The sequence below is a fragment of the Stutzerimonas sp. genome, from assembly GCF_982611455.1.
In genome coordinates, this window is the sequence record NZ_CEXBBO010000030.1 from 39,754 (window position 1) to 62,030 (window position 22,277).

Below are 22,277 nucleotides of genomic sequence, written 5' to 3' on the forward strand. Positions count from 1 at the left end.
CGGAAACACTGCTGCGCCTAGGCTAATCGGGCGAACCGCCCCGCAGGAGACGCCCAATCATATCCAGCGGATAACCACGATAGCTGAGAAATCGACCCTGCCTGGCCCGCTCCCGCTGGTCGCTCGGCACCTCTCCGGAAAATTTGCGTAGCCAGACCGCACGCAACTGTTCACCCCAATCGAAGCCGCTGTCGCGCAGCGCCTGCTCGATATCCTCTCGGGCGAGGCCACGCTGAGTCAGTTCTTCACGTATGCGCAAGGGGCCGTAACCCGCATTCGCACGCATACGAACGAAACTTTCCAGATAGCGGGTTTCGCTGAGCAGGCCTTCGTCGGCAAGACGGTCCAGTGCCGGTTCGATGAGATCGGCCGGCGCACCACGTAAGCGCAATTTGCGGCTCAATTCGATGCGTCCATGCTCACGACGGGCCAGAAGATCCATTGCAGCCCGCCGCACCGCAGCGGGGTTGTCGAGCATGACTGGCATATGGATCAGATATCGGCTTCGACCAGGTCTACAGCCGCCGGATTGGCTTTGGTGTTCGGCGAAACCACCAACAGCTTGTCACGGATCTGCTGCTCGATCTCGCGGCCGATTTCCGGGTTTTCTTCGAGGTACTTGGCAGCGTTGGCCTTGCCCTGACCGATCTTGCTGCCCTTGTAGGCGTACCAGGCACCCGATTTCTCAACCAGCCCCTGCTGCACACCTAGGTCGATGACCTCGCCATTGCGGTAGATGCCTTTGCCATAAAGAATCTGGAATTCGGCCTGACGGAACGGCGGCGCCACCTTGTTCTTGACGACTTTGACACGGGTTTCACTGCCGACTACTTCGTCGCCTTCCTTCACCGCGCCGGTACGACGGATGTCGAGACGCACCGAAGCGTAGAATTTCAAGGCGTTACCACCCGTGGTGGTTTCAGGACTACCGAACATCACGCCGATCTTCATACGGATCTGGTTGATGAAGATGACCAGGCAGTTGGCGTTCTTGATATTACCGGTGATCTTGCGCAACGCCTGGGACATCAGGCGGGCCTGCAAACCGACATGGGTATCGCCCATCTCGCCTTCAATTTCCGCCTTAGGCACCAGGGCGGCCACGGAGTCGACGATGATCACGTCCACCGCATTGGAACGCACCAGCATGTCTGTGATTTCCAGTGCTTGCTCCCCGGTGTCCGGCTGCGAAACCAACAGGTCATCGACGTTGACGCCGAGCTTGCCGGCGTAGTCGGGATCGAGCGCGTGTTCGGCATCGACGAAGGCGCAAGTAGCACCCATCTTCTGGGCCTCGGCGATCACCGACAGGGTCAATGTGGTCTTGCCTGAAGATTCCGGACCGTAGATTTCAACGATCCGGCCCTTTGGCAGACCACCAATGCCCAACGCAATATCCAGGCCCAGCGAGCCGGTAGAAATGGAAGGAATCGCCTGGCGATCGTGATCGCCCATGCGCATGACTGCGCCTTTACCGAACTGCTTTTCGATCTGGCCCAAGGCAGCAGCCAAGGCGCGCTTCTTGTTCTCGTCCATTACAATCCTCACTTGATCAAGAGGGCCAGAGGCCGCAACAACTGTATAAGTAGACAGTATTAGAGCATAGGCAAAATGAAGCGCCTAGCCCTGAAGCGGATTTTCTCCAGCCGCGAGTCGGATCAATCCGATGAGCGCGGCCTCCACGCTCTGCTCGCGCACCGCCTGCCGGTCGCCAAGAAATTGAAAACGTCGGGCGACAACTCGCTCGTCAGCGGCCCATGCCAACCACACGGTGCCAACCGGCTTTTCCGGCGAACCACCTCCCGGCCCGGCAACACCGCTGACCGCCACAGAGAAGCGCGCGCCACTGTTCTGTTGCGCTCCGCGCGCCATGGCTTCGACGACTTCCCTGCTCACGGCACCAACTTGGATGAACAACGACTCCGGCACACCGAGTTGGCGGGTTTTCTGCACGTTCGAATAGGTGACGAAGCCCGCTTCGAACCAGGCTGAGCTACCTGCGATTCGAGTGATGACTTCGGCGATACCGCCACCGGTACAGGATTCCGCGGTGCTGACCTGTGCACCCTCTCGCTGCAGAACATCGCCCAGCCGCATGGCGAGATCGGTGAGATTCATTAAAGCTCCGGTAGGTAAAAAAGCTGGCTGATACCCTACACCAACTGACCACACACTTCAGTCCGCCACACTCGCAGTCGATCAAAAGGCACGTGCCTTCCATCACGCCTCTGGCTGTGCGGGTCCGGCAAGCTTACTGTCACGGCGTCTTCCCAGCCGGCTGACGACCTTATCGCCATAGGCCTGGATTGGATCGGAAAGGGTTCTTTTGACGAAGAAGGCAAACAGCGTGACGATCGCCAGCATGATGCCGATATACAGCGGACCGGGAATATTCAGCGTCGCGGGATGGAATTGCAGACGCTCGGCGATAGCGAAAATCGAAGGGTGGGTCAAAAAAATGATGTAGCCCACGCCTCCGATGGGAGCCAACCACCGCAGCCCTTGCCCATTCATTCGCGTCGCAATCAGAAATATCGCTATACCCACGCTGTAGCTCACGAAGTAGCGGTACCAGGTTTCATCCAGCCCGGTGTCGCGGGAATAGGCGAGCAGGCAGACCGGAAGAAGGAAGATATAGAACAACGCAACCGCAGCCCAGGCGTAGCCTCCAGTGTCGGCTGCGCGTCCGTTGTCGGTGCTTTTCCACAGCGCGCCGAGGAAGCACACACTCACCATCAGCGGCAGCGCCACTGGCAGCTTGGCCTCCAGACTGTAGCGCAGGTAGGCGAGCAACAGCGTGAAGCAGTACTGAAGGACCAGTAAAAGCAGATCCATCCGCGGCGAGCGGCCCAGCCTGAAGGCGAACATCACCACGCAGAGCGCATAAAAGGTGATCTCGATTTGCAGCGTCCAGTACAGCCCGATCACGTTCTCGACCAGGAAGAAGCCCTGCAACATCGTGGCATTGAGGGCGATAACCAGCGGAGTGAACAGTCGCGCCGGGTCGTCCCACGGAAAAATTACGCCAAGAAACAACGAAAACCAGTACAAAGGGAAAAGCCGGAAGAAGCGCTGATAGACGAACGCGGCGATCGGTCGCTCGTAGCTACCGCGGTTCTTGTACAGACCGGCAACGACGAAATAGCCGCTCAGGGCGAACAGCACCAGAACGCTGATCTTGCCGACATCCAACACCGTCTTGGTAGTGAGGAACAGGTAGCCGGTCAGCTCGTCGAAAGAGCCGTCGCGTTTCATTTTAGCGATTAGATGGGAATAGGCGACGCACAACGCCGCCGCACCACGCAGGGCATCGAGTCCGAGTAGTCGGGGCATGTCTGCTGCTCACTTTGAACTGGGAGATGTAAGAGTCGCCAGAGCTACTGGCGCGAGAGGATGAAACGCAGGCGTTCGCCACGGTGGCGATGGATCGGAAACCCGCAATTCTGACCGGCAAGTGTCATATTCGGGAGCCGAGAGCGGGTCGATTGGGTGAGGCGACAGCGAAGACCAGGCACGCTACCGCGGCAGCTGCCCAAGGGCGTCTGCGCAACTGCGAGGCGGTAAAAAACCGAAAAGAGGCCGAGTCGCTCAGCGCAGGCTCTTTCCATTGACCGAAGGATCGGCGGCACCGGATCGTTTGTCAACGCGCTCGCCTCGCTTGCCGGCCGCTGACATCACGTCCCCTGACCAACCCTGGAAAGCATTGGAGTCCGAGGGAAGCCGGCCCCACCTGCCAAACGCCATGCCTGCTGAGTATGGCAGGCCCGTGTTAACCTTGTCGGCTTTCAGCGGGGGAACCGTACCTCGTCCTGCAGCTCTGCTCCACCGAGCCGCACCGGCAGATGATGACAATGCCCCGGTTCTTCCGCCTCACCACGAACCGCACCGCAAGCCGATGACCAAGCCCAACTCCGATCTCTCCGCACACACTCCGATGATGCAACAGTACTGGCGGCTCAAGCGCGAGCATCCGGATCAGCTGATGTTCTACCGCATGGGCGACTTCTACGAGCTGTTCTACGACGACGCCAAGAAGGCGGCCAAGCTGCTGGACATCACCCTAACCGCGCGCGGCCAATCGGGTGGCAAGGCGATTCCCATGGCCGGGATTCCCTTCCATTCTGCCGAGGGTTATCTCGGTAGGCTGGTGAAGCTCGGCGAGTCTGTGGTGATCTGCGAACAGATTGGCGACCCGGCAACCAGCAAGGGGCCGGTGGAGCGCCAGGTGGTGCGCATCATCACCCCCGGCACGGTGAGCGATGAGGCGCTGCTCGACGAGCACCGCGACAATCTGCTCGCTGCCGTGCTGGGTGATGAAAAGCTGTTCGGGCTGTCAGTGCTGGACATCACCAGCGGGCGCTTCAGTGTCCAGGAATTCAGCGGATGGGAAACCCTGCTAGCCGAGGTGGAACGCCTGAGCCCGGCCGAGCTGATGATTCCGGACGACTGGCCCGTCGGCCTGCCGGTCGAGAAACGCCGCGGCGTACGCCGCCGTGCGCCCTGGGATTTCGACCGCGACAGCGGGCTCAAGGGCCTCTGCCAGCAGTTCGGCACTCAGGATCTGAAAGGTTTCGGCTGCGAGAAACTGACGCTGGCGATCGGCGCCGCCGGCTGCTTGCTGACCTACGCAAAGGAAACCCAACGTACCGCCCTGCATCACCTGCGCAGCCTGCGCCATGAGCGCCTGGACGACACGGTGATCCTCGATGGCGCGACCCGGCGCAACCTGGAGTTGGACATCAACCTCGGCGGTGGCCGCGATAACACCCTGCAATCGGTGGTAGACCGTTGCCAGACCGCCATGGGCAGCCGCTTGCTCAGTCGCTGGCTGAACCGTCCACTGCGCGACCGCGGCATTCTCGAAGCGCGCCAGGATTCGATTACCTGTTTGCTCGAGCATTACCGCTTCGAACAGATCCAACCGCAGCTCAAGGACATCGGAGACCTCGAACGTATCCTCGCGCGGATCGGGTTACGCAACGCTCGCCCGCGCGATCTGGCGCGCCTGCGTGATGCACTTGCCGCCCTGCCGCAACTGCAGGACGGCATGCAGGAATTAGTGGCGCCGCACCTTGCCAGTCTGGCTAACAACATCCGCACCTATCCCGAGCTTGCCGAGTTGCTGGCCAAGGCAATCATCGACAACCCGCCAGCGGTGATTCGCGACGGCGGTGTGCTGAAAACCGGATACGACGCCGAGCTGGACGAGTTGCAATCGCTTTCCGAAAATGCCGGCCAGTACCTGATGGACCTGGAAGCCCGCGAAAAAGCCCGAACCGGCCTGGCCAACCTCAAGGTCGGCTACAACCGCGTGCACGGCTATTTCATCGAACTGCCGAGCAAGCAGGCCGAATCGGCACCGGCCGATTACATTCGCCGACAGACGCTCAAGGGCGCCGAGCGCTTTATCACGCCGGAACTGAAGGAGTTCGAAGACAAAGCCCTGTCGGCTAAGAGCCGCGCCCTGGCGCGCGAGAAACAACTCTACGAGCAACTACTGGAAATGCTGATTGACCATCTCGCCCCGTTGCAGGAAAGCGCCGCGGCGCTGGCCGAACTGGACGTCCTGAGCAATCTGGCCGAACGCGCGCTGACCCTCGATCTCAATCGCCCACGCTTTGTCGATCATCCCTGCATGCAAATCGAGCAGGGTCGCCATCCAGTGGTCGAGCAAGTGCTGCAGGCGCCCTTCGTCGCCAATGACCTGAGCCTGGACGACGACACGCGCATGCTGGTGATCACCGGGCCGAACATGGGCGGTAAGTCCACCTATATGCGCCAGACTGCTCTGATCGTGCTCCTCGCGCAGATTGGGAGTTTCGTGCCGGCAAAAGCCTGCGAGCTATCGCTGGTAGATCGCATCTTTACCCGCATCGGCTCTTCCGACGACCTAGCCGGCGGCCGTTCGACCTTTATGGTGGAGATGAGCGAAACCGCTAACATCTTGCACAACGCCAGTGACCGCAGCCTGGTGCTGATGGACGAAGTCGGTCGCGGCACGAGCACTTTCGATGGTCTGTCGCTGGCCTGGGCCGCTGCCGAACATCTGGCCGGGCTGCGCGCCTTCACGCTGTTCGCCACCCATTACTTCGAGCTGACGGTGCTGCCTGAAAGCGAAGCGGTAGTGGCCAACGTGCACCTGTCCGCCACCGAGCACAACGAGCGCATCGTCTTCCTCCACCACGTGTTGCCGGGCCCAGCCAGCCAGAGTTACGGCCTGGCAGTGGCGCAGCTGGCAGGCGTACCGGCCAATGTGATCCAGCGTGCGCGCGACCATCTGTCGCGACTGGAAACGACCAGCTTGCCTCACGAAACGCCGAAGATATCCGCTGGCCAGCCTGCACCACCTTTGCAGAACGATCTGTTCGCCAGCCTGCCGCACCCAGTGATTGATGAATTGGGAAGAATAAATCCCGATGACATGACTCCGCGTCAGGCGCTGGACCTGCTATACAACTTGAAAACACGAGTCTGACGGTTACAAAAAAGCTGATAGAATCGCGCGCATTTTTTGGATATACGCGGCATTCGCCTGGTGCCGCTATAGCCCTGCCGAACGGGAGCGTCATGCAACGCTACCTGACACGCCTGAGGAGATAGCTAGAAATGACCTTCGTCGTCACCGACAACTGCATCAAGTGCAAATACACCGATTGTGTGGAAGTCTGTCCGGTGGACTGCTTCTACGAAGGCCCGAACTTTCTGGTCATTCATCCGGACGAGTGCATCGACTGTGCACTCTGCGAGCCGGAATGCCCGGCCCAGGCAATCTTCTCTGAAGACGAAGTACCGGATGAGCAACAGGAATACATCGCGCTGAACGCCGATCTCGCGGAAGTCTGGCCGAACATCACCGAGAAAAAGGACTCGCTGCCCGACGCCGAAGAATGGGATGGCGTGAAGGACAAACTGCAGTATCTGGAGCGCTAATCCGCCCTAACAAAAATGCCCGCATCGTGCGGGCATTTTTGTTTGAGGCCTGGATCAGGCGCGGTCGACGCCTTTCTTCAGGGTATCCTTGGCTTCGCCTTTCAACTGCTGCGCGTCGCCCTTTACCTCCTGACGCTGGCCTTCGTTCTTCATACGTTCATTGTCAGTAGCCTCGCCAAGCCCCTGTTTGGCCTTGCCGGCGGCTTCATTGAGGTTGCCCTTCATCTTGTCTCCAGTACTGCTCATGGCTATTCCTCTCTGTCTTCGTTGGGTACCTTCGGTGGACAGAGCGAATCGGTGGATAGTTTCGCTTTTCCGAGGAACGGTAGCTCACGGCCTTATCCAGAAGCTCCGCCAGCTCAGCCGTTTCGTGCTCTTACCAGACGATTGAATAGCGGGCGCCCGGCCAGATGCAGAAACAACGGCGCGCCGGCGATCAGGTAAAAGTAGTACGTCACGAAGCGCCAGATCAGAATCGCGGCTGCCGCGGTCGACGTGCCCACCAGCGGCGTAAGCAAGGCGGCCGATGCCAATTCGGCGCTGCCGGCGCCACCCGGCAATAGGCTCAGCTGTCCCGCCGTCAGCGCCAGCAACTGAACAATAAAGGTCCAGGCCCAGGCGAGTGGGCTGCCCAACCCCTGCAGGGTGAGATAGAGCACGCTGTAACGCAGCAGCCAATGCAGTGTGGTCAGGACGAATACGCCAAGCAATATGGTCCGCGGCAGCCGGAAGCACTCCAGCAGCGCATTGCGGAAGCTCAGGACCTTGCGCGCCCAAAAACGCTTGCGAGGCGCCTTCATTCCCAGCCGGCCAATCAGCCAGCCGTTGAGCAAAAATACCTGCCGGTGGAAACGTCCGAGCAGCGCCAGCACGATCATCACACCGATCAGCAGCGCCGCACTGAAACCCAGCAGACTGGCGATATAGGTGTTGAGCGAGTGCGTTATCGCGTAGATCAGTACGCCGACCAGCGCACAGGCGAAAAACAGCAGATCGGTCAGCTGTTCGACGGCAAAGGTCGCAGTGCCCTTGGCGGGCGCCACACCTTGACGCAACAGCAACGCCATCATCGTCAACGGCCCGCCGGCGCCGCCTGGCGTGGCACAAATGGCGAACTCGGTAGCAACGACGATGCCCAGCGCACGGCGCTGTCCCAAGCGCCGTCTGCCGATCAGCAAGCGCAGGCGCAACGCGTTGAGATACCACCCAAGCATGATCATGCCGAGCATGGTCAGCAGCAACCACGACGGGAAGCGCACCAGCCGCTCGAACAGTCCGCTGCCGCCCAATAAAAGTGGGATCAGGGCGGCCGCCAACAACGCGCCGAGCAGCAGCCACCAGCGTCGACTCATGCCACCGCACTCGAAGCCAGTACATAGCGATTCAGCCAGTCGATTTTGGTCATCGGCTGCCGGCCTTCTTCGAGCAGCCGGATCAGCAGATTTAGCCAGTAGCGGCGCGAAAACTCGTGACGCATATCGACAGGGTGCAGGCCCAGGCGCAGCACTGGTGCCTGCCGATGGCGATTGAGCAGCTGTTCGGTGACCAGCCGCGACATACCACGGCGCCAGGCACTACGTGCGCTCCAGACCAGCCCCGGTGCGTCTATGGCGGTGTAATTGGGAAGCAGGAATAGGTGCCCAGGGTCGCTGGTGTAGATCAGTCCGGTCGTCGCCAGTGCACGCCGCGCACCGGGCCCCAGCAGCCAGGCCGGCGCCACGAACCCGTGCAGCGGCCATTGCTGTCGTGCGAACAGTACGATGCCCTGCTGCAAACGCCGAGCGGACTCAGCCTGGTCCAGCGGATAGAACTCGCCTTCGTGGGTGAACACACGACGCATGAACCAGTCCCGTGGTGAGCGCGGCGCTGGCGCCTCGTCAGCATGATTGCAACCGTGCAATACCAGTTCGTCGCCGCGCGCCAGCCGACTATCGAGCAGGCGGCAGAACCCGGGATGATCCTCGAGCCGATTGCGCCGGTGAAAATCCGGCACCACTAACCAGCAAATCGGCACATGGCCAAGCGCGTCGACCGCTTCGACGAAGCGCCGATAGTCCGGCCAAGTTTCCGGTGTCACATCATGCAGCACCAGTATCAGGCTGCGCTCAGCCATGCACGGCGACCGGCAGATCGGCTGTGCCCAGCACGGCGTGATAATGCGCGAGCAACCCCGCAACCACAGCATCCCAGGCGTGGTGCGCCTCGACATGCTGACGCGCCTGGGCGCCAAGCAGCCGGGAATCGTCTTCGAACAGTTCGCGCACGGTTTGAGCCATCGCCCGGGCATCCAATGGGCGACACAGGCGACCGGTATGGAACGGCACCAATTCAGGCAGCGCGCCGGCTCGCGTGGCAACCACCGGAATGCCGCTGGCCATGGCCTCCAGCGCGACCAGGCCGAAGGTTTCCTGATTACCGGCGTGCAACAGAACGTCACTGCTGGCCATATAGCGCGCCACATCGGGCGCGGGGCAGAAGCGATCGATCACCGAAACGTTGTCCGGGACGCGGTGAGGCATGCTCGACCCCACCAGCAGCAAGTGATACGACTTGCCCAGCAATCGGGCGGTTTCCAGCAGCACGTCGATATTCTTCTCTCTCGAACCGCGGCCGGCAAAGATCATCAGCCGGGTATCGTCACTCAACCCCAGCTCGCGGCGTATCTTCGGATCGCGCCGGTCAGGACGGAAAACCTCCAGATCGACGCCCAGAGGTTGTACATAGACGTTGCTGACCCCCAGTTCCAGCAGCTTTTCGGCCATCACCCGACTGGGCGCCAGCACGCGGTCGAAACTGCCGTACAGCCGCGAGACGTAGCCATTCATGTTGGTGCCCAGCCAGCCGCCGATGCGGTTGCTCACCAGCAACGGCAGGTCGGAGTGATAAAAGCCGATTACTGGAACGTCGAGACGCCGCCCAGCATCCAGCGCGGCCCAGGCGGTCATATACGGATCGCCGACTTCGATAACGTCGGGGTGCAGGGCACGCAGCTGATTGCGCCAGGGCGCGCGCCGCACTGGGAAGCGGTAACCCTTACCGAAAGGCAGTGCGGGCGCCGGTATTTGGTAGATACCGGCGTTATGGCTGTAGCTGTCTCCCGGCACCAGGATGCTGTGGCGAACCCCCGAATACAGCTGCAGACGGCGGTGTTTGGCCTCGAGATAGGTACGCACGCCGCCGCTGGCGGGCGCGTAGAACATGGTCATGTCGGCGATATGCAAGATGGAGCGTCTCCGTGAGGTCTCGATGCAGCACCCTCCGGAGACAGACGCCAGCAACGGTCGAATCAGCCAGATCCCACCGAGCCGAAGCCGGACCACTCCCTGAAAGATTCTGCAATGAAATCAATGGACCTCCGCTCAAGACGGTTGTTCGCTGGTGTCTTCGGCGTATCCGACAGCGAACCCGTCCAAAGCCTCATCCTTCGACGCGTTTATCGCCCCGGTCTTTGCCATCAACCGAGGCGTGCTCGATGACGGCATTCATTTCCGCGCCGAACAGCAGCACCGCCGCCGATATGTAGAAATAGAGCAATAGGACGATGACCGCCCCGATGCTGCCGTAGGTGGCATCGTAGTTGCCAAAATTCTGCACATAGAGGCCGAAAGCCACCGACGCGGCAATCCAGACGATCACCGACAGCACCGATCCGGGCGTGATAAAGCGAAACTCCTGCTCCACGTCCGGCGTGACGTAGTAGAGGACGGCCACCACCAGCATCATCAGAATCACGATCACGGGCCAGCGCAGCCAAGTCCAGAGCGTGACCACGATCTCTTTCAGGCCCACCTGAGTGGCGAGCCATTCCATCACCTGCGGGCCGATGACCATCAGCGCCGCCGCAGCCAGCAGTATCAGCGCCAGGCCAACGGTGTAGACCACCGAGAGCAGCATCAACTTCCAAGTCGGCCTTCCCTCATCTACACCGTAGGCCTTGTTCATCGCATTCATCAGCGAGCGAATGCCGATCGATGCGGACCAAAGCGCCAACAGAATACCGAACGACAAAAGGCCGCTTTTCTGGTTCTGCATCTGATCGATTACCGGGTTTACCAGATCGAGCGCATCCGGCGGCAACACCAATGAAACCTGCTCACGCAGCCAAGTGAAAAACTCCTGCAGATCCAGCATCCCCAGCAGGGCGATCAGAAACAGCAGAAAGGGAAACAGCGAAAAGATCGCTCGATAGGCCAACGCCGACGCATAGGTGGTCATGTCGTCCTTGCTGAAATCCTTGATGGTGCGTTTCAGCAGTTCAAAACTGCCAATGCCACGCGTATTCAGCAATGCCATTGCGCCTCCCCCAAATAGAAAAAACCGAAGCCGTCAAAAATGGGACGACTGGGATTTGCAGGAGTTCGCCAGTGGTCGTCCCGACTGTCGCACGGACAGCGAGACATCCGTACACCACTATCCATGGCGTGCGGAGCGACACGCGATATTTGTCCGAACGGAGCACGAAGACGCTTGTGGCAGCGGTCTCAAGGAACTTTCAGCCGCTGCAACGCTCTTGATGAAGTCTCCAGTAAGGTCCATCGCTGACTCGACTGTAGGCGCAACCGCACAACGCCATGACCGAAGCGGCAGGCATCGCCGCCAAACCTCGGCTCGCCCCGGCAGCCGGCACGCGGATATGCCACATATGGCTTACGCCGCTCTTCGCGGTCGCAGGAGCATCGAATGAAATCGGGATATGCAACGGACGCCCCACAGCCACGAATGACCACAGATCTTTTCAAATACGCCAGACTGATCCTTACCAAAGGCAGCGGCGCAGCGGCTACGCTCGGCCTGAACATTCTGCTGGCGCGCCTGTTGGTTCCCGAACTCGCCGGTACGGTATTTTTTTGCGTCGCCTTGGGTATCTTTCTATCGCTGGTGGCACGACTTGGGTTGGACATCGCGTGCCTGAAGAACATCTCATCATTGAGCGATGGCCAGCAACGCCGCTATTTTCACCGCGCGCTGGGTCTCGCCACGCTGATGAACATCCCGGTCTTTCTGATCGGCCTAGCGGTGGTCTACTTCTCTGAAACCACCCAGGCGTATTTCGCTCACGCCACCGCTCTGTTCGCGGTCACCGCACTCGGCCTATCTTTGCTGAGCATTTCCAGCGAGACGTTGAAAGCCAAACACAGAACCAGCGAGGGGCTGTTCTGGCAGACCGCGTTTCAACCAGCTCTGACGTTGCTGCTGATAGCCATTTCCGGCAATGACCTGACCACCGTAGCCGTCTGTTTTGCCATCAGTTACGGCTTGGCCATTCTCGGCTCGATATGGCGTGCACATTCCAGTCTCCCCGCCTCCGATTCCAAGCGCGCGCTCAGCTGGACGGAAATGCTCACGCTGTGCACACCGCTGATGCTCATCGCCGTGATGAACAGCATCATCGAGCTGTCCGACACGCTGATGCTCGGCGTACTGCGCTCGGCCAGCGAGGTCAGCATCTATTACATCGCCGCCAAGATCGCCGCGCTTTCAACGACCTTGCTGTTCATCATCAACGGCACCATCGCCCCCGACATATCGAAACGCTGGGCTCGGAACGACCGTGCGGGGGCATTCGCCATCGTGCGCAAGTACTCGCGCTTCATGCTTGCGCTGGCCCTGCTGATCCTGCTCGCCATAGGCCTGCTGCGTGAATACATCCTGGCTGTGTTCGGCGCGGAGTATCGGGACCAGGGCGTCTATCCGTTGCTGGTCCTGGCTGCCGGCTATTTCTTCGTGCTGGCCGCCGGGCCGCTTGGCATCTTCATGACCATGACCGGCAACCACCGCCGCTACCTGCATAACAACATCGCCGCCTGCGTGATCAACGTGGCGCTCAACGTCATTCTGATCCCGCGCTATGGCGTCAATGGCGCCTGTTTCGCCACCGCCGTGGCGCTGGCACTGAAAAACGCCCTGCTCTACGTCCAGTTCAAACAAATCGAAAGGAGTCCGACGCCATGACTGACCGGGTAAACGTAATCGCTTACGGAGCCTATGATCGGCACAACTATGGCGACCTGCTCTTCGCAATCGTCCTCAAACGTTATCTGGAAGCGGACGGCCGCTTTTCCGTCCTGGTCGCAGCGACCAAGAAATCCAACCTTTCTAGCTATGGCGCGCTACCGACCATGCCCCTGAAGAAAGCGCTGGAAATCACCCGCGACCAGCCTAAAACCATGCTCATCGTCGCCGGCGGCGAATGCCTGACCGCGCAATGGGAGAGCATCATCGGCTACCTCGCGCCCCAGGCGATCTACTACCCGATCAAGGCCAGCCCCTACCTTATCGGCCACAAGGCTTTCATTCGCCTGAGCCGGCTGTTCACCTCGATTCCATCGGATATTCCGCTGGTCTTGGGCGAGCGCGACCTCCCCGGCTACAAAGTGATGTACAACAGCGTGGGCGGTAATGAGATCAGCCGAAAGAAGCCGTTGATTCACCAAGCCATCAGACGGAATCTCAAGGACTGCACCTATGTTTCCGTGCGTGACCGCGAAACCTCGGCCGAACTGGACAAGCTAGGTGTCGAGCACAACCTGGTGCCCGACAGCGCCATCCTCATTTCCGATATGTTTACGCAGCAGGTCGACTCGGCCGAGCCCGGCCATATCGTCTTCCATATCTCCGATCACCACGCCAAGCGGCGCATCGAGGCGATCGCTCAGCAGCTGACAGAACTCAACGTCACCACCGGGCTGAAAATTGCCCTGCTCACCATCGGTAAGGCCCCTGGCCATTCCGACGACGGGCCGCTCGACAAGCTTCACAGCCTGCTGGGTGACGAGCGAGCTTATCGCGTCGACAGTGGCAATATCGAAGACATCATCCGCTGCATCGCCACCAGTAAACTCTACTGCGGCACCAGCCTGCACGGCGCGATCACCGCCCTGGCCTATGCCGTTCCGCAGATCGCGCTTCTTCCACAGCGCGTTGTCAAGCTGTCGAGCTTCCTGGAAACCTGGGTACCGAAGCAGTCATGTGGCTTTGCGGAAGTGCCCCAGATCAGCCAGATCGGCTCAAACTTGATCAATGCCTTCGGCGACACCCAGCGAGCCGAGTTGCGGGCCGTGGTCGAGGCCATGAAAAGCCGCGTGCGCGCCAACCTCGATCATATGGTCAAGCTTTACGAGCAGGCACCTGCTCGGGGCGAGGCAGAGGCAAATGGGCAACCCAAGTCAGAAGCCCTTGCTGCAAGCTGATTCTCAGAAATCAGTTTGAAAAACAGCGAAAAAGGCCCGCATCGCTGCAGGCCTTGATTTCATTGGTGCCGGCAAGAGGAGTCGAACCCCCGACCTTCGCATTACGAAAGATCGGCACCTGCCATCACAGAAGCTGGACGCCAGTAAAACCGGGGCCTCCAGCTCGTCCCGTCATCGCCCACCCCCGCTTGCTGTAGATTATTGCCTTTTTTGGGACACCTGATCGCGGCACATTGCAGGATTGCAGAGCACATCAAAAAACATCTTACAGAGTGCTTTTCAGGGTGCTACGCTATGCTCGCTTACCTCGTTCGCACAATGACCTTACGAAGACCTTAATCAAGACAGCTCGGCCCATAGTAGAGAACCCACATTAGCTCAACGAAGCTTGACGGTTCGGCCCACAGATATGAGCTCAGGCACCCTAGAATCGCGGATAGCAGAGAACAGGTGGATATGGCGATGACTTACACGGTACTGGCTGACGTTGCGGCGTCGGTGACAGAACTAAAAAAGGACCCAATGGGCACCATTCGCGAAGGTGGCGGCGAAACGGTCGTGATCCTCAATCGAAACGAGCCAGCGTTCTATGCCGTGCCACCCGCACGCTACGAAGCGATGCTGGAGCTGATTGACGATCTGCGGCTGGCTGAGATCGTACGCGCTCGCGTTGGTGAACCTACTGTACGAGTAGATATCGATGACCTCATCGCGCAAGCCGGCGGAGCCGACTAAGTACGCCCTGGAGTTCAATGCTCAGGCACTCAAGGAATGGGGCAAGCTGGGCAACACCATCCAGCTGCAGTTCGCCAAGAAGCTGAAAGAACGCCTCGAGAATCCCCGAGTCGAGGCCGACAAGCTTCGGGACATGCCCAACTGCTACAAGATCAAGCTCCGCTCTATCGGCTACCGGCTGGTCTATGAGGTGATCGACAGTCGCTTAGTTGTTACGGTGATTGCTGTAGGCAAGCGAGAACGGAGCAAGGTGTATGGCAGTGCAGCCAAAAGAATGTAGGGGATTTTATGAAAGCCCTTGAAAAAAGACTTCATGATTCATCATGCACTCAAATATTGGCGCCGAAGATGCAGACAATTTAGACGGGATTTTTAAAAAAGAAGATGGCACGCAGCACTCTAGACCAGATTATCTCTTACGCGGAAGATCAGTAATCCTTGAAAAGAAGACTATTACCAAGGACCCAACTAAAGAGCTCAACAGCTGGCTAAACAAACTTACCGAGAATGATCCCTGGCTTGCAGCGACTGGCTTACACCAATGCCAGTCGAGCAGATAATTCAAGCCCATCCAGACCAAAGTAATTTTGCAACACGCTTTATCGCGGCTTACGCAACGACGTAATGCAAAAAGCCAGCAAGCAGCTCAGCGACGCTACGGGCGAACTACTGGCAATTGTCGAAGCCCTGGGTAACCCGATTGCATCATCGCTGACCGCCCTGGAATTCAGTCGCTACCGGGCCGAACGGCTCAAGAGCTGCACCCCGGCTACGGTCAACCATGAACACCGTTATCTGAAAGCTGTGTTCAACGAGATGATCCGCCTGGGCGTCTGGCATGAAGCCAACCCACTCGCCAATTTGCGGCAACTGCGTATCGACGAAACCGAGCTGACCTTTCTCACCCTGGACGAATGCCACTGGTGCTGAACGAATGCGCCCGCTCGACCAACAGCCATACCCTGCCTGTCGCCAAGCTGTGTCTGGCTACTGGTGCCCGCTGGGATGAGGCCGAATCGATTACCCGCAATCAGCTCGCCAACGGGCAGGTTCGGTTTTCACGGACAAAGAATGGCCGCGTCCGCTCGATTCCGGTGCCTGATGATCTGGTGAAGCTGATCCTCGAGCGTGGCTACCCTGGATCGGGTCGACTGTTCAGCTCCTGCCGGTCGGCGTTCCGTAAAGCCTACGAACGCACCGGCCTGCACACCCCCGGCCAGCTCACCCACATCCTCCGGCACACCTTCGCCAGCCACTACATGATGCAGGGCGGCAACATCCTCACGCTGCAACGAATCCTGGGCCACGGCGATATCAAGATGACGATGCGCTATTCACATCTGGCGCCGGATCACTTCGCGACAGTGCTTAGTCATTCACCCTTAGCGCTACTACTGGATAACCGCTGATTAATAGCGCTTGAGAATGTCGACGACGGCCGCCCGTGACGAGCTGGGTTTCGTGCGGAATATAAATTCAGCGAACTCCAGACTGTTCTTGCCATTCGCCCATTGTCTGGCGCTCACGATCGTCGTTGTGGGATCTGCGCCTTTCTCTAGGAGATAGGTCAGCAATTCTGGCTGGGAGCTTAGAACTGCCACATTGACTGGGGATGTTCCGTTTGAGTCTGCCGCATGAATCGAGCAGCCGTTCCCTATAAAACGATCCAGCAGCTGAATCACTTCTTGAGGGCTAACCGAGGGCAAGTCATAAGCAGAGGCAGTAAGCGCAACCGCAGGTTCTTGCTTCCCTTCGTAGGGTATAGCGCAATCACCTTTTTCTGCGGCGGTTCGAAGCAACTCCAATCCCGTATCCGAAGCGATGGATATAGCAGGTACGATCAGAACTGCGAGCAATAATGATCTGACGAAGCTAGTGGTGGGCACGCGATCCAATCCGCGGGTGACCATTTCACGCATGATATGTCGGTGAGATAAAGCCGAGACAAGAATGGGACAGTTGTGAGACACCCTGCCCAAAAACAAAAGGGGCTAGCCGAAGCTAACCCTTTGATTTCATTGGTGCCGGTGAGAGGAGTCGAACCCCCGACCTTCGCATTACGAATGCGCTGCTCTACCTACTGAGCTACACCGGCGACGAGCGGCGCATTATCGGATTTCGCCGGGGCAGACTCAAGGCCCGATCCCGGCGAATTCACTGCTCGGCCAAAGGCCGAAGCGACATCGCGTGACGTCACAATCCGGCAGAGGTCGAGCCGGTTGTGCCGACCGGGCCTGCGCTCGATCGAGAGGTTTCGCTGTTATCGGCGTACTGCTGCTTAACCTGAGCCGCGACGTCTTGACCTTTGGCAGATATCTTCTCGTATCCCTCTTCGGCCTTGTGGCGAAGCTTATCGGTCATGCGATCGCTGGCTTCACCCAGCATCTCGTCCTCTCTGCGTGTCGACGGCACCGAAGCAGCCAGCAACGCACCCAGCGCGATACCGATGGCGCCAAGCGCCAACGGCTGCTCCTGGAGCAGTTGATTGAAACCGCCACGCGCTCGATCAGCACCGCCGCGAAGCCGTTCAGACGCGTGGCGCCCGGAGTCGCTTGCCCGAGTACGCGCATTGCCGAGCGATTCGGAAACGTTGTGGCTCATCTGACTGGCCTTGTCCTTGATATTGGCACCCTGTTGCTTGGCCCCAGCGGCCTTGGCCGAAAGTTTTTCGCCCATCGAGGGGCCCGTTGACGCACCGTTATAACTGGCGGTGGTGACGTTCGAATGTGGCTGGCGATTCTGCCCTGCCATCATCCACAGCAATCCTATGGAAGTCAGTACTGTCGGCACCGGATTAGCCTTGACCGTATTGCTCAGGTTGGAAAAGAACTCTCCGCCGCCACCTTTCACGTAACCCAGCGCGGTGTCGATGAGCTCACCCGGTGATAGCTTGTTTTCCAGCGCATGAACGATGTTGCCTATTTCAGCTCGCTGCTGGTCGATCTCCCGCTCCAGTTCGGCGGGATCCTTCTGTGCTTCGGCATCTATCTGATTACGTGTGCTCATGATGTGTGCCCCTTGACGGCTTCTTTATCCTTGCTGACCGAATTGATGGTGCGCTCAGGCTTGAACGAAGACGCCTCGAACTTCTTCTTGCCGGCGGACACCATCACCAGTCCGATCACCACGACGACACCGCCGACGATCAGAGCAGCAAGCCATGGCTCCATGACATTGCTCAGGCCGTAGACTGCCGACATCAACAGAATGATGAAGCCACCGAGCAAGACCGCCCCGCCGCTGGCAACGCTGGCGGCACCAGCCTTGGTGGCACGGATGGACTCGCTCAATTCGGCTTTCGCCAGCGCCAGCTCTTTAGTTACCAGCGATGGAACTTCGTGAGTCAGCTGCCGTAACAGTCCGCCTACAGAGCTGTCGCTTTCGGTCCGCAAACCTGGCTCCGGTGTATTCACCGTGGGTGTGGCTGTCTTACGTGCTTCGCTCATGGGAAAAGTCCTCCGTCAGTACCTTTGCCGTCGCGGCTGGATGGAGAGCCGAGACCAGCCCCCGTGCCCGTGGATGAGCCAACACCGCTGCTACCAGCGGTGCTGCTGGTTCCCAGACCCGCTCCGAGATCAGCCCCGCCGACGCCGGTACCCGCTCCGGTCGTAGCCGTTGTGGGTCGCGAGGTGCTGGTTGCAGAAGAAACCCCAGCGTTGCTGATGCTGCCGATAGTTCCGGACTCACCGGTATTCAGCCGTGCATTTAGCTCATCCTGACCGGGTAAACGGCCCCCAGCCGACGGCTCATGTCGGCTGCCCGAAGACGGAAACGAAGCGGAGCTATCGTGGCTCTGATAGTCGTGATGCGAGGCTCGTTTGCTGGAGGCGCGGGCGAAGCGAGTCAGCCCGAACCCGAGCGCAACGCTGCCCACAATGAACAAGCCAGGATTGTCCCGCGCCAGCCGGTTTACATCCTGGAACAGCTCATCGACGCTCTTGCCGCGCAGATCGTCGGAGAGTTTGACCATGCTCTGCGCCATGCTGGAAACGTACGTGGACAAGCCCAGACGATCATGTCCTTCCAGCTCTTGAGCGGCTGCCTTAGCGCTTTGAGCGACAGCCTCGAGCTCGTCGGCAGCCGTTTCGCGATAGCCTTCAAGCTGGCTTTTGCCTTCAGTTTTCACCTGATCGGCAGCCTGCCGAGTCTTGGCTTTAGCGTCTTCAGCTGCATGCTCAATCGACGATCCAGCGGTGGGCTGACCAGGAGTAGAAGCTGAAGTGCTAGAAGTAGAACTGGGGCCGGTCTTGGGCTGGCCACCGTAACCAGTGATTTCTTCGTCGGGTGTCGTCATTTGATTCACCTTTTATATGGCTTGGCCGGAAGACCACGGTCCGTAGAAACACAGCAACTGCGGTAAAACGCGAACTGTGTAATTTCGGTGCGCACATATATGGTGACCGGGCCTGTATTTTCGAGTTCCATTATTTCGGCATGCCCTCCCGAGGGGGCATTTAATTACACTAAGTTCTTTATCGATTAACTTTTTCAGTTCTGGATAATGGCAAGTTGCCCGACTTTCTTGCAATGCCGCATAAGCATTGGGGTTAAGCGTAACGGCACATAAACAAGCGAAACGGTTAATCGATAGTTTTGTGAGGCTGCGATAAACCGAAGTCATGCCCTCAACGTTGCACCGAGCGAAACCGCAGCCGACGAGCAGCACTCTTGTTTGGAATCGCCTTTTCCAATGCACAAAAAAAACGGGCCCGTAGGCCCGTTTTTTTATCTGGTCGCGGTTACAGCGGACCGATGGTAGAACACGTCTTCTTGGCAGCAGAATGCTTCTGCAGCGGTGCCAACTGAGGGCGGTGCTTACCACTGGTTACGTCCAGCGCCATGATGTTCTCACCCCAGCGAGGACCGGCAGCCCAGTAGGTGCTCGGGATGCAGTTCTCGTTCAGGTAAGCCAGCAGCTTGTCGGTAGCGACCACGGCAGAGGGAGAGAAGTCCGGAATGCCATGCTCACCGAGGTAACCACGCAGCTTGTTCTTCTTCAGCCACTCTACCCACGGCTTGACTCGCTCGACACCCAGGTTCGGGGCGAAAGTTTCTGCACGATTACGGTAGGTACCCGAGTAATCGTAGTCGAGATACTGGTGCGCCTCGTAGACCAGATTGTTCTTCGGATCGCGCATCCACGGATCGTTGATCAGCTGGGTGTTGTACTTCTGCCAATGGAACGCACTGGAGTAACGGTCGCCTGCGATCATGATCCACTTGGTCGGGTCGACCTTACGGATAGCCTGCCCGGCTGCCTGAGCAGTTTGCGGCCAGAGGTTGTTACCGGTGTTGTACGGCTCGTTCATCAGACCATAGCCATACAGGGCCGGATGCCTGGAGACTTGTACGGCGATCTTGCGCCAGGTCTCGGCAAACTGTGCACGCGGTACCTCAGGCGAGTTGATCACCTTGCCGTAGTAGCGGTAGTAATTGTGCATGTCAAGGATGACCTTGATGCCGTACTTCTGAGCGTAATCCAGCGACTGCTTGATGCGTCCCAGTTCCGCCGCGTCCAGCTCGGTACCCAGCTTCGGCTGGATCCGCTCCCAGAGGAAGCCCAGGCGAACCAGTTTAAAGCCGAGGCCGGCGTGCCGCTTGTAGTAAGACTCGTCGGCGTAGGTATAGCCCTTGTTGTAAATGCCTGGAACGTTCGAAGGATCGAACACGCCCGAACCGAAGTTCACGCCAACAAGATCGATACCGCTGCCGTCACTGACTACTGGAGTCGTGGGGGCCGGAGTAGGCGCTGGAGCCGGTGTTGGTACAGGCGTCGGCGCTGGCGTGGTTGTCGAAGGCTTCGTGGTGGTAGTACCGGAAACCACGCTGATGGTCTTCGGATAACCGACCGCGCTGCCCGACAGAGCACTGCCGCTCAGCATGACCGAGAGGTGCGCGCCTACATCATAGACCGCGGCTACCTTGCGAACCTGGCCGTCGGCCAGTTTTACCGATGCACCGGCAACGAACGCCGCCTTGTTGGTCGAGGTGTCAGGGATGGAGAAACCGGCTGCCTTACGGTAGATGCCATTATCCCAATCCGAGTTTGTAAAGCTGTTCAGTCCGGCTGTGTAGGCCGTGCTGGGTGCAGTCGGTGTCGGCGTAGGTGCAGGTGCAGGTGCAACGGTAGCCGGTGGCGTAGTTGCATTAGCATTGCTGGACACCACGCTGACAGTCTTCGGATGTCCAACGCTGCTGCCAGACAGAGCAGAGCCGCCCATCATGACCGATAGGTTGGCACCCGAGTCGTAAATTGCGGTGATCTTGCGTACCTGGCCATCGGCCAGCTTCACCGAGGCACCCTTAACGAACGCTGCCTTGTTGGCTGCGTTATCAGGAATAGAGAACCCAGGCGACTTACGGTAGATACCGTTATCCCAATCCGAATTGGTGAAGTTGTTCACGGTGGCAGCGAGCGTGCTGCTGGGTGCAGTCGGTGCCGGAGCGGTTGTGGCCGGGGCCTCCACCGAGCTGACAACGGTGCTGACCTTGTGCGGTGCGCCGACCTTGGCGCCATCGAGCACGCCGCCAGCAACATAAACGCTGAGGTTTTTGCCAACGACATAAACCTTGCTGATCTTGCGCACTTGGCCATCAGCAAATTTGATCTCTACGCCCGGCTTGAAGGCGGCGATCGCGGCAGAACTTGCCGGGGCCGAAAAACCTGCAGTCCGGCGCCAGACACCATTAAGGAAATCGTTACTGGTGAACTTATTGATTGAAGACGTGAAGGCGGTGGCCGATGAGGCACTTACCGTAATGGCGGCAGCCGCTTCGCCGCTAATGGCGACGGAGCTAAATACTGCAGCGAGAGCAATGGAGCGAACAAGTGCCTTGGGGGCACCAGTAAAAACATTAATAGACATTCAGTCTCTCCGGAACTTAATACTTCAAAAGGCCGAAGCCTTTAAAAAAGAGGCGGGAGGTTAATTAAGTCGTACAGGCGCTTACTGGCAGATGTTTCACTACGCGCAACCGGACGAACCGCTTGGCAAAGGACGCCGGATTGCCTTGGTGGGGAACCCGGCAATCCGTTGCGTGGCGGCTTTATAATAGGTTTTTAAAAATACACAAAATTTTTTTGACGGCTTTGTATCGTCAATCCACCGCCACGTTTTTGACCGGCCATTAATGCGCTATTAGAAACTGGCTTTTTGATATTGCCCTTAATAGCTGCTCAGCCGCTTTAAACCGTTCCGCTACTGCGAATATAGGCGTCATTTTTTTGAATCCGCCCCCTCGGCAGCGCCGCTTTTTCCTATAGCTTGTCCGACGAACGGGCACAGCAAGGCGCTCTCATTTCCGGTCGGCTTATAAGAGCTGAGGAGATATTTCTAGCGCGGTTATTCCCGAAGCGAACCCCATTACTTGTTGCCGCTGACCGAAAACTGACCCAGTAGAGGCTGTTCTGCCGACTGAAAA

21 protein-coding genes, 1 tRNA gene and 1 pseudogene are annotated in these 22,277 nt (G+C 58.6%); 8 read left to right on the forward strand and 15 right to left on the reverse strand.

Going from position 1 to position 22,277, the window contains the following annotated elements; genetic code table 11:
- Nucleotides 1-22: 22 nt before the first annotated feature.
- From recX to AC2LD7_RS16880, 4 genes are all read right to left on the reverse strand, one after another.
- Entirely contained in the window at nt 23-487 is a 465-nt protein-coding gene (recX, locus tag AC2LD7_RS16865; protein WP_484598881.1) for a recombination regulator RecX, read from the reverse strand.
- 5 nt (nt 488-492) lie between these two features.
- Complete coding sequence (recA, locus tag AC2LD7_RS16870; RefSeq protein ID WP_484598882.1) at nt 493-1,536, reverse strand: recombinase RecA; 1,044 nt, start codon at nt 1,534-1,536, stop codon at nt 493-495.
- Between the two features lie 84 nt (nt 1,537-1,620).
- Nucleotides 1,621-2,118 (reverse strand): CinA family protein, encoded by a 498-nt coding sequence (locus tag AC2LD7_RS16875; RefSeq protein WP_484598883.1) that lies wholly within the window; start codon nt 2,116-2,118, stop codon nt 1,621-1,623.
- A 102-nt stretch (nt 2,119-2,220) separates the two neighbouring features.
- Nucleotides 2,221-3,333: an acyltransferase family protein gene (locus tag AC2LD7_RS16880; protein ID WP_484598884.1), complete on the reverse strand. Its 1,113-nt coding sequence runs from the start codon at nt 3,331-3,333 to the stop codon at nt 2,221-2,223.
- A gap of 562 nt (nt 3,334-3,895) precedes the next feature.
- Between AC2LD7_RS16880 and mutS the strand changes: the two genes are divergently transcribed.
- Both mutS and fdxA read left to right on the forward strand, forming a co-directional pair.
- Entirely contained in the window at nt 3,896-6,475 is a 2,580-nt protein-coding gene (mutS, locus tag AC2LD7_RS16885) for a DNA mismatch repair protein MutS (RefSeq protein WP_484598885.1), read from the forward strand.
- A 131-nt stretch (nt 6,476-6,606) separates the two neighbouring features.
- On the forward strand, nt 6,607-6,930 hold the full coding sequence (fdxA, locus tag AC2LD7_RS16890) for a ferredoxin FdxA (RefSeq protein WP_484598886.1): 324 nt from the start codon (nt 6,607-6,609) through the stop codon (nt 6,928-6,930).
- 54 nt (nt 6,931-6,984) lie between these two features.
- Here the strand turns inward: fdxA and AC2LD7_RS16895 are convergent, their stop codons facing one another.
- From AC2LD7_RS16895 to AC2LD7_RS16915, 5 genes are all read right to left on the reverse strand, one after another.
- Nucleotides 6,985-7,176, reverse strand: a complete 192-nt coding sequence (locus tag AC2LD7_RS16895) for a CsbD family protein (RefSeq protein WP_484598887.1) — start codon at nt 7,174-7,176, stop codon at nt 6,985-6,987.
- 113 nt (nt 7,177-7,289) lie between these two features.
- Nucleotides 7,290-8,282 carry a glucosaminyl phosphatidylglycerol flippase gene (gene gpgF, locus AC2LD7_RS16900; protein ID WP_484598888.1) on the reverse strand — a complete coding sequence of 331 codons (993 nt, stop codon included), beginning with the start codon at nt 8,280-8,282 and terminating at the stop codon, nt 7,290-7,292.
- Entirely contained in the window at nt 8,279-9,043 is a 765-nt protein-coding gene (gpgD, locus tag AC2LD7_RS16905; protein ID WP_484598889.1) for an N-acetylglucosaminyl phosphatidylglycerol deacetylase, read from the reverse strand. Before gpgD ends, gpgF begins: the two co-directional genes overlap by 4 nt.
- Nucleotides 9,036-10,151, reverse strand: a complete 1,116-nt coding sequence (gene gpgS, locus AC2LD7_RS16910) for an N-acetylglucosaminyl phosphatidylglycerol synthase (RefSeq protein ID WP_484598890.1) — start codon at nt 10,149-10,151, stop codon at nt 9,036-9,038. Before gpgS ends, gpgD begins: the two co-directional genes overlap by 8 nt.
- Nucleotides 10,152-10,347: 196 nt before the next feature.
- On the reverse strand, nt 10,348-11,223 hold the full coding sequence (locus AC2LD7_RS16915) for a YihY/virulence factor BrkB family protein (protein ID WP_484598891.1): 876 nt from the start codon (nt 11,221-11,223) through the stop codon (nt 10,348-10,350).
- 426 nt (nt 11,224-11,649) lie between these two features.
- Here AC2LD7_RS16915 and AC2LD7_RS16920 point away from each other — a divergent pair, with 426 nt between their 5' ends.
- The 5 genes and pseudogenes from AC2LD7_RS16920 to AC2LD7_RS16940 form a co-directional block, all read left to right on the forward strand.
- Nucleotides 11,650-12,882, forward strand: coding sequence for a lipopolysaccharide biosynthesis protein (locus AC2LD7_RS16920; RefSeq protein ID WP_484598892.1), 1,233 nt, complete (start codon nt 11,650-11,652; stop codon nt 12,880-12,882).
- A complete protein-coding gene (locus AC2LD7_RS16925; protein ID WP_484598893.1) occupies nt 12,879-14,120 on the forward strand; it encodes a polysaccharide pyruvyl transferase family protein in 1,242 nt (413 codons plus the stop codon). Before AC2LD7_RS16920 ends, AC2LD7_RS16925 begins: the two co-directional genes overlap by 4 nt.
- Nucleotides 14,121-14,582: 462 nt before the next feature.
- Nucleotides 14,583-14,855 carry a type II toxin-antitoxin system Phd/YefM family antitoxin gene (locus AC2LD7_RS16930; protein WP_484598894.1) on the forward strand — a complete coding sequence of 91 codons (273 nt, stop codon included), beginning with the start codon at nt 14,583-14,585 and terminating at the stop codon, nt 14,853-14,855.
- Nucleotides 14,821-15,135, forward strand: coding sequence for a type II toxin-antitoxin system RelE family toxin (locus AC2LD7_RS16935; protein ID WP_484598895.1), 315 nt, complete (start codon nt 14,821-14,823; stop codon nt 15,133-15,135). Before AC2LD7_RS16930 ends, AC2LD7_RS16935 begins: the two co-directional genes overlap by 35 nt.
- A gap of 389 nt (nt 15,136-15,524) precedes the next feature.
- Nucleotides 15,525-16,264: pseudogene (locus AC2LD7_RS16940) on the forward strand (phage integrase); the annotation flags it as partial.
- On the opposite strand, the gene AC2LD7_RS16945 reads toward AC2LD7_RS16940, so the two are convergent.
- The 6 genes from AC2LD7_RS16945 to AC2LD7_RS16970 all read right to left on the reverse strand — a co-directional run bounded on the left by AC2LD7_RS16945 (nt 16,265) and on the right by AC2LD7_RS16970 (nt 21,442).
- Nucleotides 16,265-16,774 (reverse strand): hypothetical protein, encoded by a 510-nt coding sequence (locus tag AC2LD7_RS16945; RefSeq protein WP_484598896.1) that lies wholly within the window; start codon nt 16,772-16,774, stop codon nt 16,265-16,267.
- A 100-nt stretch (nt 16,775-16,874) separates the two neighbouring features.
- Nucleotides 16,875-16,950, reverse strand: a tRNA-Thr gene (locus AC2LD7_RS16950).
- A 98-nt stretch (nt 16,951-17,048) separates the two neighbouring features.
- Nucleotides 17,049-17,861 carry a DUF3618 domain-containing protein gene (locus AC2LD7_RS16955; protein ID WP_484598897.1) on the reverse strand — a complete coding sequence of 271 codons (813 nt, stop codon included), beginning with the start codon at nt 17,859-17,861 and terminating at the stop codon, nt 17,049-17,051.
- On the reverse strand, nt 17,858-18,301 hold the full coding sequence (locus AC2LD7_RS16960; RefSeq protein ID WP_484598898.1) for a phage holin family protein: 444 nt from the start codon (nt 18,299-18,301) through the stop codon (nt 17,858-17,860). Before AC2LD7_RS16960 ends, AC2LD7_RS16955 begins: the two co-directional genes overlap by 4 nt.
- Nucleotides 18,298-19,149 carry a hypothetical protein gene (locus AC2LD7_RS16965; protein WP_484598899.1) on the reverse strand — a complete coding sequence of 284 codons (852 nt, stop codon included), beginning with the start codon at nt 19,147-19,149 and terminating at the stop codon, nt 18,298-18,300. The genes AC2LD7_RS16960 and AC2LD7_RS16965 overlap by 4 nt, the downstream gene beginning before the upstream one ends.
- A gap of 445 nt (nt 19,150-19,594) precedes the next feature.
- The gene (locus tag AC2LD7_RS16970) at nt 19,595-21,442 is read right to left on the reverse strand and encodes a glycoside hydrolase family 5 protein (RefSeq protein ID WP_484598900.1); all 1,848 of its coding nucleotides are present in this window, start codon (nt 21,440-21,442) and stop codon (nt 19,595-19,597) included.
- Here AC2LD7_RS16970 and AC2LD7_RS16975 point away from each other — a divergent pair.
- Nucleotides 21,426-21,785, forward strand: coding sequence for a hypothetical protein (locus AC2LD7_RS16975; protein ID WP_484598901.1), 360 nt, complete (start codon nt 21,426-21,428; stop codon nt 21,783-21,785). The two genes, AC2LD7_RS16970 and AC2LD7_RS16975, sit on opposite strands and share 17 nt — an antisense overlap.
- Nucleotides 21,786-22,277: the final 492 nt, after the last annotated feature.

Excerpts from the sequence above, each read along its gene's own strand:
- recX (WP_484598881.1), bottom strand. The coding sequence starts at position 487 with ATGCCAGTCATGCTCGACAACCCCGCTGCGGTGCGGCGGGCTGCAATG.
- recA (WP_484598882.1), bottom strand. The coding sequence starts at position 1,536 with ATGGACGAGAACAAGAAGCGCGCCTTGGCTGCTGCCTTGGGCCAGATC.
- AC2LD7_RS16875 (WP_484598883.1), bottom strand. The coding sequence starts at position 2,118 with ATGAATCTCACCGATCTCGCCATGCGGCTGGGCGATGTTCTGCAGCGA.
- AC2LD7_RS16880 (WP_484598884.1), bottom strand. The coding sequence starts at position 3,333 with ATGCCCCGACTACTCGGACTCGATGCCCTGCGTGGTGCGGCGGCGTTG.
- mutS (WP_484598885.1), top strand. The coding sequence starts at position 3,896 with ATGACCAAGCCCAACTCCGATCTCTCCGCACACACTCCGATGATGCAA.
- fdxA (WP_484598886.1), top strand. The coding sequence starts at position 6,607 with ATGACCTTCGTCGTCACCGACAACTGCATCAAGTGCAAATACACCGAT.
- AC2LD7_RS16895 (WP_484598887.1), bottom strand. The coding sequence starts at position 7,176 with ATGAGCAGTACTGGAGACAAGATGAAGGGCAACCTCAATGAAGCCGCC.
- gpgF (WP_484598888.1), bottom strand. The coding sequence starts at position 8,282 with ATGAGTCGACGCTGGTGGCTGCTGCTCGGCGCGTTGTTGGCGGCCGCC.
- gpgD (WP_484598889.1), bottom strand. The coding sequence starts at position 9,043 with ATGGCTGAGCGCAGCCTGATACTGGTGCTGCATGATGTGACACCGGAA.
- AC2LD7_RS16915 (WP_484598891.1), bottom strand. The coding sequence starts at position 11,223 with ATGGCATTGCTGAATACGCGTGGCATTGGCAGTTTTGAACTGCTGAAA.
- AC2LD7_RS16920 (WP_484598892.1), top strand. The coding sequence starts at position 11,650 with ATGACCACAGATCTTTTCAAATACGCCAGACTGATCCTTACCAAAGGC.
- AC2LD7_RS16925 (WP_484598893.1), top strand. The coding sequence starts at position 12,879 with ATGACTGACCGGGTAAACGTAATCGCTTACGGAGCCTATGATCGGCAC.
- AC2LD7_RS16930 (WP_484598894.1), top strand. The coding sequence starts at position 14,583 with ATGACTTACACGGTACTGGCTGACGTTGCGGCGTCGGTGACAGAACTA.
- AC2LD7_RS16935 (WP_484598895.1), top strand. The coding sequence starts at position 14,821 with ATGACCTCATCGCGCAAGCCGGCGGAGCCGACTAAGTACGCCCTGGAG.
- AC2LD7_RS16945 (WP_484598896.1), bottom strand. The coding sequence starts at position 16,774 with ATGCGTGAAATGGTCACCCGCGGATTGGATCGCGTGCCCACCACTAGC.
- AC2LD7_RS16955 (WP_484598897.1), bottom strand. The coding sequence starts at position 17,861 with ATGAGCACACGTAATCAGATAGATGCCGAAGCACAGAAGGATCCCGCC.
- AC2LD7_RS16960 (WP_484598898.1), bottom strand. The coding sequence starts at position 18,301 with ATGAGCGAAGCACGTAAGACAGCCACACCCACGGTGAATACACCGGAG.
- AC2LD7_RS16965 (WP_484598899.1), bottom strand. The coding sequence starts at position 19,149 with ATGACGACACCCGACGAAGAAATCACTGGTTACGGTGGCCAGCCCAAG.